Genomic DNA, 17,536 nt, shown 5'->3' on the forward strand with positions numbered 1-17,536 from the left:
GGAGGGGTGCCCAAAGGGCGGGGTGATGTGTTTGAGAAACCATACACCATTGCATCTTCCAGCAACCACCACCCTCGGCAACTGCTCCCGCCAAGCCCTACCTCGGGCATCCATGCCCTCGCGTCGCTACGCGCCACCCCGCCTCCTAACAGGATCAGCTCTACCCGATCAGGCTAATGCCGAGCACAAAGATCACGGCACATTTGCAACCGAGCTCGTGCCCGCTCGACTGACAACAACGGCAATATCTGTCCCATCTCCGGACCATCGATCACACCGGTCAATGCCGCACGCAGGGGATGAAACAGCGCCTTGCCCTTAACACCCAGGCTCTCTTTGATGCCATTGGCCACGGCCTTGAACTCGGTGCCATGCGTTGCCAGCGCGTTAAGCGCGTGCTCAAAAAATGCAGCACCCGCCTCTTCCACTGACACCCTCGCCTCTTCGCTCAGTTCGAGCGGATCGACAAACAGGATGCGCGCCCAGCGCTCAGCATCCGGTGGCAACACGACGTTCGGCCGCACGGCAGCGACAAAGGCGGTTTTTTGGACAGCAGGGACGAACTGTTGCACTTCGCTGCCCATCCATTGCCATAGACTTTCATCATCGCAACGCGCCACAGCCTCCTGTTGATAATAAAGCAACTGGCCGTAGTCATAACGCGCCGGTGAACGGCCTAGCTTGCTCAACTCAAAGCGCGCCGCCAACTCATCAAAGCTCATGTGGGTCGCGTCTTCGTAATAGTGACCGAGCCGTGCCAGATAATTCACCACCGCCAGCGGCAAAAAGCCCATTTCGCGCAATTCACGCACACTACGGCTACCGTGGCGTTTCGACAACGGCGCACCATCATCGCCGACGATCATCGAGATATGGCCATAGCCGGGAATGCGCAGCCCCAGCGCTTGCAGCAACAAAATCTGGCGTGGCGTGTTGGTGAGATGATCTTCACCGCGCAGTACATGAGTTACTTCCATGCGCGCGTCATCAATGGCGTTGCTAAAAAAGAATGCGGTGCTGCCATCGGCACGACGAATAATGAAGTCGCCGATATCGGTAGTGCTGAATTTCTGGGGTCCGCGCACGAAGTCATCGAACTCAACGCTGTTGCCGTCATGTACCCGGAAGCGCAAGGTCGGGACTAATCCCTTGGCAATGCGCGCTTCACGCTCAGCGGGTGACAAACGGGCACAAGTACCGGCATAGCGCGGCGGCCGGCCCGCCGACAACTGTGTCTTGCGCGACAAATCCAGTTCGCGCTGGCTGCAAAAACAGGGATAGGCCAGATCGCGTTTTTCCAATTCATCAAAATAATGGCGATAAATCTCGTCGCACTGCGACTGGGCATAGGGGGCGTGTTCGCCACCGACATCCGGCCCTTCCTGCCAGCCCATCTGCAACCAATGCAGATCGAACTTCAGGGCCTCGGTGTATTCATCGCGACTGCGTTCCTGATCGGTATCTTCTATGCGCAGCAGAAACGTCCCCTGGTGACCGCGTGCCAGTAAGGCATTGAACAAGGCGGTACGGACATTGCCGATATGCAGCAAGCCGGTGGGGCTGGGGGCAAAACGGGTTTTCATGGTCATTGTCATTTTTGGGTTACTTCATCTTTAGCTTTTGCCTATGGGCACAAATCGCTATCATTGGGCGTTGCTTATCCATCTGCGGACATCACAGGAGTCTCCCATGAAATCATTATTCCAACGCCTGTTTCTCACCGGCCTGCTGGCCTTCTGCTCTGCTGCCATGGCGACCGATGCCACTAAGCCACAGGTCCTGTTCGAAACAAATCAGGGCCGTATTCTACTGGAATTGGATGCCAAAGCGGCACCTGTCACCGTCGAAAACTTTCTCGGCTATGTGAAGGCCGGGTTCTATGATGGCACGATCTTTCACCGGGTGATTCAGGGATTTGTGATCCAGGGCGGTGGTTTCAGCCAGGATTACACCAAAAAGCCGACCCGCGCCCCGATCAAGAACGAGGCCAAAAACGGGCTCAAAAATGATCGAGGCACCATTTCCATGGCCCGCACCATGGATCCGAACTCCGGCACCTCCCAGTTTTTCATCAATCTGGTGGACAACCAGGGCCTCAATCCCGGCGGCTTTGACCCCTACGGCTATGCCGTCTTCGGCAAGGTGATCGAGGGCATGGAGACTGTCGACAAGATCGCCAAGGTCAAAACCGGCAGCGGTGGCCCCTTCCCGGCTGAAGTGCCACAAAGCCCGATGATCATTACCAAGGCGACGGTGGTTGGAACCACCAAATAATTCATGACGATATTATTCATCGCCGACATCCATCTGGGGGAGGAACACCCCGGGATCAGCGAACGTTTTATCAGATTTATTGATGACCAGGCGCGCCATGCCGAGGCGCTCTACATCCTGGGCGATCTGTTCGAGGCCTGGGTCGGCGACGATGTGATCACCGCCGACCAGCAGCCTGCTATCTCGGCATTGCGTGAGCTGACGAAATCCGGCGTGCCGGTGTATGTGATGCACGGTAATCGGGATTTTCTGCTGGGTGCGGATTTTGAAGCCGCGACCGGTTGCCAACTGCTCAGTGATCCAACTGTCATTGATCTCTATGGGCAGCGAACATTATTGATGCACGGCGACACACTCTGTACCGATGATCATGAATATCAGGCCTTTCGCAGCCAGGTACGTGATCCCGCCTGGCAGCTACAATTTCTCAATTTGAGCGCTGAACAACGGCTGGCGACGGCACGCCATTATCGCCAAGAAAGCCAGCGCCTCAGTCATGCCAAGCAAATGGAGATCATGGATGTGACACCCGCCGCGGTAACCGCGGTGATGCAACATCACGGGGTACCACGGCTGATTCACGGCCACACTCACCGCCCGGCTCTACATGAAATAATGCTGGATGGATCACGCGCACAACGCATCGTACTCGGCGATTGGTATCAGCAGGATAGCTGGCTGGAGTGCAATCCGGCATCATGGCAACTGCATTTCAACCACCAAAAAATAACCGTCTAAAACATGATCAACGTTGATCTCATCGGCACCCTGGCCGGGGCGCTCACCACCCTCGCCTTCATCCCGCAAGTGATCAATACTTGGCGCTCGCGCTCGGCGGCCGATATTTCTTTGGTGATGTTCCTGCTATTCAGTTCAGGGGTTTTGTTATGGCTGGTCTACGGCGTGCTGATTGGATCGAAACCCGTGATTATTGCCAATATAATTACATTGGCATTGGCACTTTTCATTCTTTGGCTCAAGATTAAAGACATTGTTCAACAGAGACAGAAACTCAAAGCTACGGATGAACGTGGCTTGTGAATAACAGGTGCGCATGGCGCACCCTACAAACGTTTGGCGTCCGCTCGCTTACACCTCTCCATAGCCACCTGCATGGCTTGCGAGGCATTCCAATCAGGATCGGCCTCGGGCCAACCCTGAATATGCTTCAAAACCAGATCGGCGAGCCCCTGAATATGATCGGCACGATCATTGAGTGCCGGAATATAATCGTAACGCTCACCACCGGCCCCTAAAAAAAATGCACGATTAGTCACGGCGATTTCTTCTAAAGTTTCCAGACAATCGGCGGAAAATCCGGGACATACTACAGCTACACGCTTGATGCCTTTTCCTGGCAATGCCTCCAGGGTTTTATCGGTATAGGGTTTGAGCCATTCATCTCGCCCAAAGCGCGATTGAAAGGTCAGTTGCCACTGCTCCTCTTTCAGACCGAGTTTTTCCGCAACCAGGCGCGCGGTTCGCTGGCACTGACAATAATAGGGATCCCCGTTCAGGAAAAAACGCTTGGGCATACCATGAAAGGAAAACAATAATTTCTGTGGCATGCCGTGCCGGTCAAAATGTTCATGGATGCTGGCGGCCAAGGCATTGATGTGCGCAGGATCGTCACAATAATTATTAATGAACCGCAATTCAGGCACCCAGCGCCAAGTCTTGAGTTCATCGACGACGGCATCAAAAACAGCGGCTGTCGCGGGGGCAGAATATTGCGGATATAACGGCAACACCAGCACCCGCCGCACGTTGGCATCGCGCAATTGCGCCAGCCCGGCGGCAATGGACGGATTACCATAGCGCATGGCCAACACCACCCGTACCGGACCGCGCAGGCGTTGCTCCAATTCAGACTGTAACGCCACTGACTGACGCCGAGAGATTTTCAACAAAGGCGCCCCCTCATCAGTCCAGACCGATTGATACATATGCGCAGATTTTCTGGGACGTATCTGGAGAATGACGCCATTCAGAATCAGCCACCATAACCAACGCGGCATTTCAACCACCCGCGGGTCAGATAGAAATTCCTTGAGATAGCGACGAACTGCCTCGGGGGTAGGCGCATCCGGCGAACCAAGATTGCATACCAAAATGCCAAGGGCATCAATACTGTCATGCTTATAATTGGAAATACCCTGGTAAGACACTGTTTTCCCCGCCTTTCTCAATCAGTTACCGCAAGTATAACGCATGAACAACATACTCCGGGATATGTCATCAATGGCGTAAACGAGGATTATTGAGGTAAATGACCTTTTCTTCGCTATGCAACAGCTCATCCAGCGTACGCAACAGTTCATGGATATCCACCGGCTTGTGCAGCACTTTGGCCACACCGGCATCGCGCGAGCGGTTCTCAATCGTCACATCACTGTATGCCGTATATAGCACCACCGGCAACGAAGGCTGCATTTTCAATAACTGGCTGGCAAGCTCTACTCCAGTCATTCCAGGCATTTGATAATCCGTAATCACAAGATTAAAAGCATCCGTCTTGAGTTCGAATAATTCAATGGCGCGCTTTGGCTCGGTAACAACCTCCACCTCCAAACCACGCTGTTTGAGGGTGTGCTCCATCATTCGCGCCACAGCAATATCATCATCCACCACTAAAATACGCCCCTGTAGCTCAACATACTCAGGATTCCTTACAAGATCATCCGTCTGTGCATTCGGTTTACCTTCAGCACGACGGAGATAAATCTTAAACACCGCCCCCTTACCAGGCTCACTTTCCACCAGTAAATGTCCGCCCATACTATGAACAATGCCATGCACCACCGACAAGCCCATACCCGACCCCTTACCCACTTCCTTGGTCGTAAAGAAAGGATCAAAAATTCTGGACAATAAATCAGCATCGATGCCGGAACCGGTATCGCCCACCGAAATTTCAACAAAGTCACCATAGAATGGGGTATGACACGAGGTACAAATAGCGGTTGTTACCGCCACTTTTGCAGTGACGCCGATCACCCCACCCTCTGACATCGCATCGCGTGCATTGATACATAAATTCAAAATCACCTGCTGAAACTGCACAGAATCAGTCATCACAGATGGCAATTCAGGATCAATCAATAAATCAGTTTTGATTGTTGCGGGCAGCGTAGACCGCAACATTTGCAATGTTTCCTTCAACAGCACTCCGACCGGCATGGGACGTACCGGCTCATTACCACCACGACTAAAGGCGAGCAGCTTGGCGACCAAATCCCGCGCCCGCTTGCCAGAATTAATCACTTCTTCCATGTACATTTTTACCCGTTCATCCTGCTGCACACTCTTTTCAAACAGCGCAAGATCGGCATAGCCCAATACACTGGCGAGAATATTATTGAAATCATGGGCGATGCCACCCGTTAATTGGCCTACCGCCTCCATCTTCTGCGCCTGGCGCAATTGGCGTTGTAGCTGCTCGCGTTCATGATGAGCCCGTAACGCACCGACACCATAGATTACATCAGAAGCCAAGTCGCCAAGGAGGCGCACCTCTTCTTCGTCAAAGGCATCTGCAGCAGTCGCGTATATTACCAATACCCCATAAGGACGACCTGAAATAAACAACGGGATAGCCACCACAGAACGATAGCCACGTTTTTCCGCCGCCGCCCGCCAAGGCATGAACGAAGGATCGGAATCGACAAATCTCACTATCGCTGGCTGTCCTGTCCGAAGCGCTCGCCCCGCTGGACCACGACCGGTATCATTTTCGTCCCAGGTGATCTTCGCAGTTTCCAAATAGTTATCATCGAAACCCGCCGATGCGGCTGGCACAATCCGCTTTTCACTGTCATGTTGAGCCAGGCCAATCCAGGCCATACGATAACCAGCCTCTCCAACACAAACCCGGCAAATATCGGCGTACAATTGCTCCTCATTTTGCGCATAGGCGATTGCCTCATTCGCCGCCTTGATTGCCTTCAAGGCGCGATTGCTACGCCTCACCTCCATTTCAGCCGCAAGACGCGCGGTAATATCGCGAACAACGATAATCTTGCCAAGCTTGTTGCCCGCAGCATCCATTACCTGACCACTCGTGGTCTCACCTATGAACGTTGAACCATCCTTACGGCTACAAGCCACGCTTGGTATTAATCCATTATTGCGCCACAAATTTTCATCTACGCCATTCTCTGCGTACTGCCGATCCTTGGCATACAATACCCCTACCTCACTGCCGATTAATTCTTTTTGAGAATATCCAAATAGTTCTTGCGCAGCCGGATTCACCATCATAATCCGATTACTTCTATTGACGTAGATCACGACATCCTGAATGGATTTAAAAACGGCTTCGAACTCGGCATTGCGTCGCAACAATAAACCCTCAACGCGTTTATATTCCGTCACATCATGATAACTGACTACCGCTCCCAGCTTCTTGCCATCGGCACCATAAAAAGGTTGCCCACTCACCATCGCCGTATGAGGCTCCCCCCCAGGCGGGATCAAAGTCACCTGCAGATCATTCAGTGTTGCCCCGCGCCACGCCAGATACAATGGATTACGCTCAATCCCCAATCTGAGCCGGCCATCATCGTCATAAAGATTGTAGATATCTGCCCACCGTTCCTTGGGCAACTCACTCTCTTTGTATCCCTGAAAATCACGAGCAGCGCGATTAAACACCGTGAGTCTGCCATCTGCATCACACGCCATGACGCCATTCTGCAAACTGTGCAATAGTGCCGTCAGAAACTCCTTATCCTGCTCCAGTTCATAACGTGCCTTCCGCAGATCAATTGTTTTCTGCCTCAATTCACCCGTACGGCGCGCCACCTCGCGCCGCAGAAAAACACTGATGATCGACAGCAGAACCACCAACACAACAACGCCGATCGCCAGCCATTTCGCCGAGACATAATTGAAAAGGTGTTGACCAGCGCCTAGACTACGGTCAAAAAAATTATTAAATAAAGAATGGGGGTTAAGCTTTTCGGATCTAACTTCATCATCAATCTTGGCCAGCACGCCATCCAACCCCGCGCGTACCGCATAACGCAATTCAACGGGATTAAACATGATGGGAGTCGGTACAATTAATTGGCTTTCATCTCGCGTAATAATTGAGAATCTATCCGCCAGTCCGGCATCTGCCTTCCCCTCTTCCACCAATCGTAACGCCTCGCCATAATCAATGGCGGGAACCTCTGAATAACTGACATTGAATTGATGCAGTACTCTTTTCAATTCAACACTCTGATTGCTGCCACCCATCATGGCGATGCGCTTGCCAGCCAGATCAAGAAAGGTTTCTATCTTTGCTTGCGGAGTGCCATAAACCACACCCCAGTTACTGACCAGCGTTTCGCGTGACATAAGATAATGCCGACTGCGATCTCTGACATCGGCGACACCGACAACGATATCGACGCCACCATGCTCGACTCGGGCCAATAATTCAGGCAATGGGGCCGCGACATACTCAAGCGACCAGTCATTTTTTCTGGCCACCTCTTCCAACACCTCTATCGCCAATCCACGATAGCTGCCATCCGCCGCCCGATAAGCTACAGGCTTGGCGTCATAGACACCTATCTTGAATGACTCACCGGCCTGAGCTGAAATGATGACCCAAAACAGGCCAACTATGGCCCAAAGGTGACGGCGTATACAAGCCACAAGGTAAATCATCAACGCATGCACCCCAAATGCAATCAGAATCTACATCAACAGCTATCGATCAACCGATATGTATTCCTGAAATTTCAGTATATTCGGCCTTTAATTTAGCATGGAATTATTAACGACTGAACCAGTCTTTTAGTTTTATGTATCTATAGCCAGATACGGTTTTACACCAGGGGCTCATAACCGCAACGGAGCCACCATCCCCCGCTCCCGATACCGGCAATAATCCGCCAGAATCTGCGGATGATCAAAGACCAAGGGTGACGGTGGGGCCAGGGGATCGCGTATCAGAATCGACTTGGCATCATCCTGCGCCCGTGGCTCACCGCTTGCTTCAGCCACATACACCAGGCTGACGGTATGGCGGCGCGGGGTCTCGATCGGGGCAGGAGTAGCACCCGAGTAAAATTTTAAGTTGTACCTTGAGTCCGGTTTCTTCCTCGGCCTCACGCACCGCTGCCTGTTCAACACTCTCGCCGATATCGACAAAGCCACCAGGAAAGGCCCAGCCCAAGGGCGGATGGTGGCGCTCGATAAAAATAACAGGTTGTCCGGGACGATCTATAAGTTCGATGATAATGTCAGCAGCAACGAGTGGCGTTTGGGGAACGGGCATGGGCTCAATCTTCCTGGCGAATGAAACGAATGATTTTACGCCGCGCTCGCTTATCAGGTCGGCCAGCACTCGCTACATTAAGCGATGCATCCAACCGCCGCTGTTCCGCCAACTTCACCCGCGCAGTTTGGCTGGCCTCGGTTTCTTGATACAAAGTTTGGGCGGTACTGGCAGGGCCTCTTTGGGATGAGATGCCGGTAACAACCACTACAAACTCATACACATCCTTGCGGAGTGTGAGCTCGTCTCCGATATTCACTGTACGAGAGGGTTTGGCACGCTCACCATTAATACGGACATGGCCACCATCGATGGCTGCTGTGGCGAGGCTGCGCGTTTTATAGAAGCGCGCTGCCCATAACCATTTGTCGATGCGGATTTTGGCGGATTCATTCATGTGACAAAAACATAGGGGCAGGTTTAAAACCCGCCCCTACCTGAACTCCTGCGTTGATCCATCTGTCAGATCAGGAACTCTGTCCCGCCACCGACAGCAACAAGTCGTTCAAGCGACTGACAAAGGCCGCCGGATCTTCAAGCTGGCCGCCTTCACTGAGCAGCGCCTGATTAAACAACACATGACTCCAGTCACCAAAACGTTGATCGGCCGTCTCGCTGCGCAAACGTGTGACTAATGGATGCGCCGGGTTGATCTCCAGCACCGGTTGCAATGATGGTACGCTGTGACCCGCCTGTTTAAGTATTTTTTGCATACTCAGCGCCATATCGTGTTCCTGCACCACCAGACATGACGGCGAACGCGTCAAGCGATGGCTGACCCGCACTTCCTTGACCTTATCCCCTAAGGCTTTCTGCATGCGTTCGATCAGATCCTTGTATTCATCAGCGGCCTTGTCGATCTGCTCTTTCTCTTTTTCATCCTCGAGCTTACCGAGATCCAAATCGCCCTTGGCCACTGATTGGAATTTCTTGCCGTTGAATTCATGCAGCGATGACATCATCCACTCATCGACACGATCAGACATCAGCAGAACTTCGATACCCTTTTTGCGGAATACTTCCAGATGCGGGCTGTTCTTGGCGGCCGCGAAACTATCCGCCGTAATGTAATAAATCACTTCCTGCGATTCCTTCATCCGGCCGACGTAATCTTCAATCGATACCGTCTGGCTTGCATCATCATTATGCGTCGAGGCAAAACGCAGCAGCTTGGCAATACGTTCCTGATTGGCGAAATCCTCGGCTGGGCCTTCCTTCATCACTCGACCGAACTCGCCCCAGAACTGCTTGTATTTTTCCACATCATTCTTGGCCAGGTCTTCGAGCAACCCGAGCACCTTCTTCACCGAGGCAGCGCGAATCTTGTCCAGCTGCGGATTGCGTTGCAGGATTTCACGCGACACATTGAGCGGTAAATCGTCGGAATCGACCACGCCACGGATAAAGCGCAGATAACTCGGCATTAACTGCTCGGCATCGTCCATGATGAATACGCGCTTCACATATAACTTGATACCATGACGCCGTTCACGGTCCCACAAATCAAACGGCGCGCGTTTTGGCACAAACAACAGCGAGGTATAGGCACTGCTGCCTTCGACCTTGGTGTGCACGTGTGCCAACGGCGATTCATAGTCATGACCAATATGCTTGTAGAATTCGTCGTATTCCTCGGCCTTGATCTCGCTCTTCGGCCGCGCCCACAAGGCAGAGGCGGAATTGATGGTTTCCCACTCATCTTTTTTGTCCTTATCCTGGGCACGCATCCGCACTGGCAGACTTATATGGTCGGAATACTTGCGAATAATACTGCGCAGACGATAATCATCCAGAAATTCATCTTCCCCAGCGCGCAGATGCAAAGTGACTTCTGTACCACGTACCGCGCGTTCAGCAGTCTCGATAGTGTAATCACCCTCGCCCGCAGATTCCCAGCGCACACCGTGCTCCGGCCCCATGCCTGCGCGACGGGTTAATACTGTCACCTTGTCGGCGATGATAAACGCAGAATAGAAACCAACACCAAATTGACCGATCAATTGCGCGTCTCTGGCCTGATCACCGGTCAGCGACTCAAAAAATTGGCGCGTGCCGGATTTGGCGATGGTACCGATGTTATCGATCACTTCTTCACGGCTCATACCCACGCCGTTGTCACGCACGGTGAGCGTGCGCGCGTCTTTATCGAATTCGATCTGGATTTGCAATTCACCGCCGTCCGCCAGCAGGGCATCATCAGTCAGCGCTTCAAAGCGCAATTTGTCACAGGCGTCCGAGGCATTGGAGATCAATTCCCTCAGGAATATTTCTTTATTGGAATAGAGGGAGTGAATCATCAGCTTCAGCAGCTGTTTCACTTCAGTCTGAAAACCTAGGGTTTCTTTATGTGCGCCTACTGTCATGCAATGTCTCCTTCCAATTTTATAAAATCCTAAAAAATCCAACGCGGAGGCGCAGAGACGCGGAGAAAAAATCCAATATCAAGTCCCTTCCCCTTTGCAGAGAAAGGGTTAGGAAGAGGGTAAAATGCCGGGGAATCACCCTGTTTCACCTCTGCGTCTCCGCGCCTCCGCGTTGGAATTTTGTATTTTCATGCGCCCCTATATGGCGAATGATTGTTTCCTACGGAATATTCCGGGAATCATCCCGACATGGGGGCTCCCTTCAAAAAATTCAAGCGCCATCCCCGTTCAATATCCGATGCTTATGGGTTACAGTATTTGTATGAACCCACATACCGTTAACACCACGCCCTTTACTGACCAAAAGCCCGGCACCTCGGGCCTGCGCAAGCGCGTTGCGGTCTTCCAACAACCTAATTACCTTGAGAATTTCGTCCAGTCTATCTTCGATAGTTTGGAAGGCTATCAAGGCAAAACCCTCGTTGTTGGCGGGGATGGGCGATATTACAACGATCACGCCATTCAGACCATCGTCCGCATGGCCGTGGCCAATGGTTTTGGCCGCATTCTGATCGGCCGTGGCGGGCTACTCTCGACGCCAGCGGCCTCATGCGTGATCCGCAAACACAAGGCCTTCGGCGGTATCGTCCTCTCGGCCAGCCACAATCCCGGCGGTCCGGATGGCGACTTTGGCATCAAATACAACATCGGCAACGGCGGCCCGGCGCCGGAAAAGGTCACCGAGGCCATTTATAACCATAGCAAAACCATCAGCCAATATCAGACCATTGACAGCCCATCCATCGAGCTTTCAATGCTCGGCACCACCACCCTCGGCAAAACCAAGGTCGAGATCATCGACCCGGTCACCGATTATGCCGACCTGATGGCCAAGTTATTCGATTTCAAGGCGATCCGCGAACTGTTCAATAAAGGCTTCCGCATGCGCTTTGACGCCATGCATGCCATCACTGGCCCTTACGCCAAGGCGATCCTTGAAGAAACGCTGGGCGCACCGGCCGGCACCGTGATGAATGCCGTGCCGCTGCCCGATTTCGGCGGTGGCCACCCCGACCCCAACCTGACCTATGCCGAAGATTTGGTGAAGATCATGTTCGGCGACGATGCGCCCGACTTTGGCGCCGCCTCGGATGGCGATGGCGATCGCAACATGATCCTGGGCAACAATTTCTTCGTTACCCCCAGCGACAGTCTCGCCGTGCTCACCGCCAACGCCACTTTGGCACCGGGGTACCACAAGGGTCTAGCAGGCGTTGCCCGCTCGATGCCCACCAGCGAGGCCGTCGATCGCGTTGCCAAACAACTCGGCATTGAATGTTTTGAAACCCCGACCGGCTGGAAATTCTTCGGCAATCTGATGGACGCCGGTCGCGTCACACTCTGCGGTGAAGAAAGTTTTGGCACCAGCTCCAGTCATGTGCGCGAAAAAGATGGCCTCTGGGCCGTGCTGTTCTGGCTCAACGTGCTGGCAGTGCGTGGCCAGGGTGTCAGTGAAATTGTCCGCGACCACTGGCATCAATATGGCCGCAATTATTATTCGCGTCATGACTATGAAGGCATCGAGCTTAGTCCCGCCGAAACCATGATTGAACAACTGCGCGATCAGCTGGAAAGTCTGCCCGGCCGCAAGTTCAGCGACATCCATATCAGTTTCGCCGATGATTTCAGCTACACCGATCCGATCGATGGCTCGGTCAGCCGCAAACAAGGGGTACGGATTGGTTTTTCCGATGGCAGCCGCATTGTATTTCGTCTCTCCGGCACTGGCACTGAGGGTGCCACGCTACGTATCTATCTGGAACGTTACGAAGCCGATCCGAGTAAGCAAGCCCTTGATGCGCAAGCGGCGCTGGCCGATTTGATTGGGATTGCCGACAAGATTGCAGGCGTGAAACGGTATACGGGTCGCGATAAGCCGACGGTGATTACTTGACCCCAGGGAAAAGAGGAAAGATAAAAGGGTAAAGGGATTGAGCGCCTGCGGCGCCCCTTTTATCTTTCCCCTTTTCCCTTTACCCTGTTCTTATGAACTACATCCGCCGCTTCAATGAACTTGGCATCAACGATGTGCCGCTGGTCGGGGGCAAAAACGCCTCGCTCGGTGAAATGTACCGCACGCTCTCAGCCAAGGGTGTGCTTGTCCCCAACGGCTTTGCCACCACTGCCGCCGCGTTTCGCGATTATCTCGACTACAACCACCTCACTGGCTGCATTACCGCGGCACTGGAGCAACTCGATACCCGTGATGTCACCGCCCTCGCCCGCACCGGCGCCCAAATCCGGCACTGGATCTTGCATGGCGAACTGCCGCCTGAGCTTGCCGCCGAGATTCGGCAAGCATATCAGGAAATGGAACCGGAATACGGCCCCAATCCTGATGTCGCTGTGCGTAGCTCTGCGACCGCCGAAGATTTGCCCTCTGCCTCGTTTGCCGGTCAACAAGAAACCTATTTGAATATTCGCGGCGGTAAAAACTTGCTGCAAACCTGCAAGCAGGTTTTTGCCTCGCTCTACACCGATCGCGCCATTTCCTATCGCGTCGATAAAGGCTTCGATCACATGAGTGTTGCACTGTCGATCGGCGTACAAAAGATGGTGCGCTCGGATATCGCCACTTCCGGCGTCATGTTCTCGATCGATACTGAATCCGGCTTTCGTGATGCGGTGTTCATTACCGCCGCCTATGGTCTTGGTGAAAACATCGTCCAGGGTGCAGTCAATCCCGATGAGTTTTATGTCTTCAAACCAACGCTGAGTACCGGACATCGCCCGATCATCAAGCGCCAGCTCGGCAGCAAAGCGATCAAAATGATCTATACCTCCTCATCGATGGTCGGCCTGTCAACGCAAAATGTCGCTGTGCGCCAGGAAGACAGCGCCCGCTTCGCAATTTCCGATGACGAGGTACTGCAACTGGCACGCTATGCGGTGACCATCGAAAACCACTATGGCCGGCCGATGGACATCGAATGGGCCAAAGATGGCGATAGCGGAAAACTATTTATCGTCCAGGCGCGACCAGAAACAGTAAAAACAACACAAGACGCGAACATCCAGCAAGTGTTTCAATTACAAAGCCGTGGCAAGGTTCTCGTCACCGGTAAAAGCGTTGGCCAGAAAATCGCCGTCGGCAAGGCCCGCGTGATTCTTGAAGCGGCACAGATGCATGAATTGCAACCCGGCGAAATCCTGATCACCGACATCACCGACCCCGACTGGGAACCGGTCATGAAAATCGCCGCCGCCATCGTCACCAATCGTGGCGGCCGTACCTGCCATGCTGCCATCCTGGCGCGCGAACTCGGCATCCCGGCCGTCGTCGGCACCGGCGACGCCACCGCGCGCATTCACAGTGGCGTGGACATCACGGTGTCATGCGCCGAAGGTGACAGTGGCTTTGTCTACGAGGGCGCACAACGTTACAGCAAATCAGAGATTGACCTGAGCGCACTTGGCAAGCCACGCACCAAGATCATGCTTAACCTCGCCAATCCCGAAATCGCTTTTGAAACCGCGCGGCTGCCGGTGGAAGGTGTCGGCCTGGCGCGACTGGAATTCATCATCAACAGCACCATTCGCATTCATCCGCGCGCCCTGCTTGAATACAACACACTCGACGAAGCCACGCGCCACACTATCGACAAACTCACTGCCGGTTATCCCGACCGCCGCAGTTATTACATCACGCGCCTCGCCGAAGGCATCGCCACCATCGCTGCTGCTTTTTACCCACGCCAGGTGATCGTTCGCACCAGCGACTTCAAATCCAATGAATACGCCGCCCTGATAGGCGGCGAACGCTTCGAACCGAAAGAAGAAAATCCAATGATCGGTTTTCGCGGCGCCTATCGCTATCCGTCCGCTGAATTCGCCGAATGTTTCCGCCTCGAATGCGCCGCACTAAAGATGGTGCGCGAAACGATGGGGCTCAACAATGTCACCGTCATGATCCCCTTTGTCCGCACCGTTGAGGAAGGCAAAAAAGTATTGGAATTAATGGCCGCTGAAGGATTAAAACGCGGCGAAAATGGCCTGCGCATATATATCATGTGCGAAATCCCCGCCAACGCCCTGCTCGCCGATCAATTTCTGGAACACTTCGATGGCTTCTCCATCGGCTCCAATGACCTGACCCAACTCACACTCGGCGTCGATCGTGATTCGGGATTGGTCACCGGCATCGATGAACGCAACGAAGCCGTGCTAGCCCTCATGAAACTCGCTATTGACGCCTGTCGCCGTCAGGGTAAATATGTCGGCATCTGCGGCCAGGCACCGTCTGACTTTCCCGAAATCACGCAATGGCTGGTGCAACAAGGCATAGAATCAATCTCGCTCAATCCAGATAGCGTATTGCGCATGACGCAGGTGGTGTTGGAGATGGAGAAAATAAAAAACTAGATCGCTGGAAAATTTTTAACCGAACCGTGCTCCGTCCCCGAAGACTGCCAATGCGGCAGTGAACGCTGTAACATCTGACAGGCTACGCCGGAAACTTTTCTGAGCTGCCTATGCGGCAGTGAACATATCGGATACCCGGCATTGACCTGGTCTTGCTTTCTGAGCTGCCTATGCGGCAGTGAACTTTTGTCATCGTCCCCAATCCCAGGTGGCACTTTTCTGAGCTGCCTATGCGGCAGTGAACCCATCCTTGCGGAGCTCTCGCCGGCGTAATGATTTCTGAGCTGCCTATGCGGCAGTGAACACACCTACGCCGATCGAGCCTTGATTCTGCGTTTTCTGAGCTGCCTATGCGGCAGTGAACTCGAGCAATGCCGAGCGCATAGACACGTCATCTTTCTGAGCTGCCTATGCGGCAGTGAACGTTGCGCGTCCCGTCGGCAAGCGCACCAGGCGTTTCTGAGCTGCCTATGCGGCAGTGAACCGTGTGCTGGGATTGATGGCGGGCGAGTATGTTTTCTGAGCTGCCTATGCGGCAGTGAACCGACGATCGTAATGAAAACATCACGACCATAATTTCTGAGCTGCCTATGCGGCAGTGAACTCTGTCGCGTTCGCGTTACTGGTCATCTTTACTTTCTGAGCTGCCTATGCGGCAGTGAACTCCGCCGCATTACCAGCCATTTGGATTCCGGTTTTCTGAGCTGCCTATGCGGCAGTGAACAATAACGGCGTAGCGACATTCCCCGCCCCAACTTTCTGAGCTGCCTATGCGGCAGTGAACAGCACAGATTTGACCGTACTCACCGGGTTGGCTTTCTGAGCTGCCTATGCGGCAGTGAACACGATTGGCATGAATGTAAGAGCCGTTATCAATTTTCTGAGCTGCCTATGCGGCAGTGAACGAAACTTATGATTATGGGTCTACCATTTCGGCGTTTCTGAGCTGCCTATGCGGCAGTGAACAAAAGCTCGACGCATTGATGAACGGAGTCATTTTTCTGAGCTGCCTATGCGGCAGTGAACTGGCTTTGGGCTTAACTTTGGGCTTGGCTTTGTTTCTGAGCTGCCTATGCGGCAGTGAACTTAAAGGGCCGCTGAGGATAGCCTTCGTTGTCTTTCTGAGCTGCCTATGCGGCAGTGAACTATTGGATTGATCGGCGATGAATGGACTGGATTTTCTGAGCTGCCTATGCGGCAGTGAACGCTGGCCACGCCCCAGATCACGCCGTGTTGCTTTTCTGAGCTGCCTATGCGGCAGTGAACCCGTGCAGTTGTGGGAACTGGCAAAGCAGTACTTTCTGAGCTGCCTATGCGGCAGTGAACTTGCATGCGCCTCTAGGTTAATACGCTGATCGTTTCTGAGCTGCCTATGCGGCAGTGAACTTCGATAATGGTGACGGGTGTTTGTGTTTCATTTTCTGAGCTGCCTATGCGGCAGTGAACGCGCCATTCAACGCCGTACCGGCATTGGCTATTTTCTGAGCTGCCTATGCGGCAGTGAACTACAACCAACCAATTGTAACTTCCTAATTGTTAAAGAGCATTTCCCAAATAAGGAAGCCCACCCCTTTTTCTAGGGGCGGGCGTAAGTGATTGTTTTTATTTGCCTCAACTTGTTCACCCTAAAAAAGGGTCAAAACCAAGGGACTGTTGCCTGAGTGCTTAGGCCGTAGCTGTTGAACATGCCTGTCACGGGTTGTGATTGAGGCGATTGATGTTCTATGAACAGGCGAAAGCTTTGCCCTGTGCTTTCGCTTTTGAGTTGCATGTATGGCAACGAAAGGGTTGCCTCCACACTGTCAGGGATTAGTGCGACAACATCCCGCTCCGTTACCCCCTCATGGCGTTTGCAGTAGCGGCGACGCAACCGCTCAGCACTGGATTTCGCCTGCACCCTTTTTACCCGGCAGTGTTGTGCATTGGCGGGCACTGGCATCACTTCGCCAGCCTCGATGTGATCGCGCATCTTCATCAACCAGTTTTGTTCCTCCAGGGCTTGCAGTGCCGTTGCTGTTCCATGCAGGCGCAGCAGGTTTCCCAGTGACGGCTTCCCGTTGTCCACTTTTGGAAAGCTGATGCCAATAGCGTTACTATCAAGTTGCACCAAGGCCCGGTGCAACTTGGCGAACAGGGCGCTTATTAACATATGCGAAGGAAACTCCGGGTCAGGGAGTATCTTTATGTTCTGGTAGTGATCCATGAA

General features: G+C 53.2%; 11 protein-coding genes, 1 pseudogene and 1 CRISPR repeat array. Of the genes and pseudogenes, 5 read left to right on the forward strand and 7 right to left on the reverse strand.

Annotation, left to right across the window (positions count from 1 at the left end):
• Nucleotides 1-173: 173 nt before the first annotated feature.
• Entirely contained in the window at nucleotides 174-1,595 is a 1,422-nt protein-coding gene (locus tag HY272_01665; protein MBI3771403.1) for a glutamate--tRNA ligase, read from the reverse strand.
• A gap of 94 nt (nucleotides 1,596-1,689) precedes the next feature.
• On the opposite strand from HY272_01665, the gene HY272_01670 reads away from it, so the two are divergent.
• From HY272_01670 to HY272_01680, 3 genes are read left to right on the forward strand one after another with little or no spacing between them, the layout of a single operon-like run.
• Entirely contained in the window at nucleotides 1,690-2,274 is a 585-nt protein-coding gene (locus HY272_01670; GenBank protein ID MBI3771404.1) for a peptidyl-prolyl cis-trans isomerase, read from the forward strand.
• A 3-nt stretch (nucleotides 2,275-2,277) separates the two neighbouring features.
• The gene (locus tag HY272_01675) at nucleotides 2,278-3,012 is read left to right on the forward strand and encodes a UDP-2,3-diacylglucosamine diphosphatase (GenBank protein ID MBI3771405.1); all 735 of its coding nucleotides are present in this window, start codon (nucleotides 2,278-2,280) and stop codon (nucleotides 3,010-3,012) included.
• Between the two features lie 3 nt (nucleotides 3,013-3,015).
• Entirely contained in the window at nucleotides 3,016-3,315 is a 300-nt protein-coding gene (locus HY272_01680; GenBank protein ID MBI3771406.1) for a SemiSWEET transporter, read from the forward strand.
• Between the two features lie 23 nt (nucleotides 3,316-3,338).
• On the opposite strand, the gene HY272_01685 is transcribed toward HY272_01680, so the two are convergent.
• The 5 genes and pseudogenes from HY272_01685 to htpG all read right to left on the reverse strand — a co-directional run bounded on the left by HY272_01685 (nucleotide 3,339) and on the right by htpG (nucleotide 10,908).
• The gene (locus HY272_01685; GenBank protein ID MBI3771407.1) at nucleotides 3,339-4,442 is read right to left on the reverse strand and encodes a ferrochelatase; all 1,104 of its coding nucleotides are present in this window, start codon (nucleotides 4,440-4,442) and stop codon (nucleotides 3,339-3,341) included.
• Nucleotides 4,443-4,512: 70 nt separating this feature from the next.
• The gene (locus tag HY272_01690; protein ID MBI3771408.1) at nucleotides 4,513-7,935 is read right to left on the reverse strand and encodes a PAS domain S-box protein; all 3,423 of its coding nucleotides are present in this window, start codon (nucleotides 7,933-7,935) and stop codon (nucleotides 4,513-4,515) included.
• A gap of 171 nt (nucleotides 7,936-8,106) precedes the next feature.
• Nucleotides 8,107-8,545: pseudogene (locus tag HY272_01695) on the reverse strand (NUDIX hydrolase).
• Between the two features lie 4 nt (nucleotides 8,546-8,549).
• Nucleotides 8,550-8,942, reverse strand: coding sequence for an RNA-binding protein (locus tag HY272_01700; protein ID MBI3771409.1), 393 nt, complete (start codon nucleotides 8,940-8,942; stop codon nucleotides 8,550-8,552).
• 70 nt (nucleotides 8,943-9,012) lie between these two features.
• Nucleotides 9,013-10,908, reverse strand: a complete 1,896-nt coding sequence (gene htpG / locus HY272_01705; GenBank protein ID MBI3771410.1) for a molecular chaperone HtpG — start codon at nucleotides 10,906-10,908, stop codon at nucleotides 9,013-9,015.
• A 322-nt stretch (nucleotides 10,909-11,230) separates the two neighbouring features.
• Between htpG and HY272_01710 the strand changes: the two genes are divergently transcribed.
• A complete protein-coding gene (locus tag HY272_01710) occupies nucleotides 11,231-12,862 on the forward strand; it encodes an alpha-D-glucose phosphate-specific phosphoglucomutase (protein ID MBI3771411.1) in 1,632 nt (543 codons plus the stop codon).
• A gap of 92 nt (nucleotides 12,863-12,954) precedes the next feature.
• A complete protein-coding gene (gene ppsA / locus HY272_01715) occupies nucleotides 12,955-15,330 on the forward strand; it encodes a phosphoenolpyruvate synthase (GenBank protein ID MBI3771412.1) in 2,376 nt (791 codons plus the stop codon).
• Nucleotides 15,331-15,366: 36 nt separating this feature from the next.
• Nucleotides 15,367-16,836: direct repeats of the CRISPR family, unit length 28 nt; unit sequence TTTCTGAGCTGCCTATGCGGCAGTGAAC.
• Between the two features lie 130 nt (nucleotides 16,837-16,966).
• Here ppsA and cas6f read toward each other — a convergent pair.
• On the reverse strand, nucleotides 16,967-17,533 hold the full coding sequence (cas6f, locus tag HY272_01720) for a type I-F CRISPR-associated endoribonuclease Cas6/Csy4 (GenBank protein MBI3771413.1): 567 nt from the start codon (nucleotides 17,531-17,533) through the stop codon (nucleotides 16,967-16,969).
• Nucleotides 17,534-17,536: the final 3 nt, after the last annotated feature.

It is taken from the genome of Gammaproteobacteria bacterium (genome assembly GCA_016200485.1).
Taxonomy (GTDB): domain Bacteria; phylum Pseudomonadota; class Gammaproteobacteria; order Tenderiales; family Tenderiaceae; genus JACQEP01.

Excerpts from the sequence above, each read along its gene's own strand:
- ppsA (MBI3771412.1), top strand. The coding sequence starts at position 12,955 with ATGAACTACATCCGCCGCTTCAATGAACTTGGCATCAACGATGTGCCG.
- HY272_01665 (MBI3771403.1), bottom strand. The coding sequence starts at position 1,595 with ATGACAATGACCATGAAAACCCGTTTTGCCCCCAGCCCCACCGGCTTG.
- HY272_01680 (MBI3771406.1), top strand. The coding sequence starts at position 3,016 with ATGATCAACGTTGATCTCATCGGCACCCTGGCCGGGGCGCTCACCACC.
- HY272_01670 (MBI3771404.1), top strand. The coding sequence starts at position 1,690 with ATGAAATCATTATTCCAACGCCTGTTTCTCACCGGCCTGCTGGCCTTC.
- htpG (MBI3771410.1), bottom strand. The coding sequence starts at position 10,908 with ATGACAGTAGGCGCACATAAAGAAACCCTAGGTTTTCAGACTGAAGTG.
- HY272_01700 (MBI3771409.1), bottom strand. The coding sequence starts at position 8,942 with ATGAATGAATCCGCCAAAATCCGCATCGACAAATGGTTATGGGCAGCG.
- HY272_01675 (MBI3771405.1), top strand. The coding sequence starts at position 2,278 with ATGACGATATTATTCATCGCCGACATCCATCTGGGGGAGGAACACCCC.
- cas6f (MBI3771413.1), bottom strand. The coding sequence starts at position 17,533 with ATGGATCACTACCAGAACATAAAGATACTCCCTGACCCGGAGTTTCCT.
- HY272_01710 (MBI3771411.1), top strand. The coding sequence starts at position 11,231 with ATGAACCCACATACCGTTAACACCACGCCCTTTACTGACCAAAAGCCC.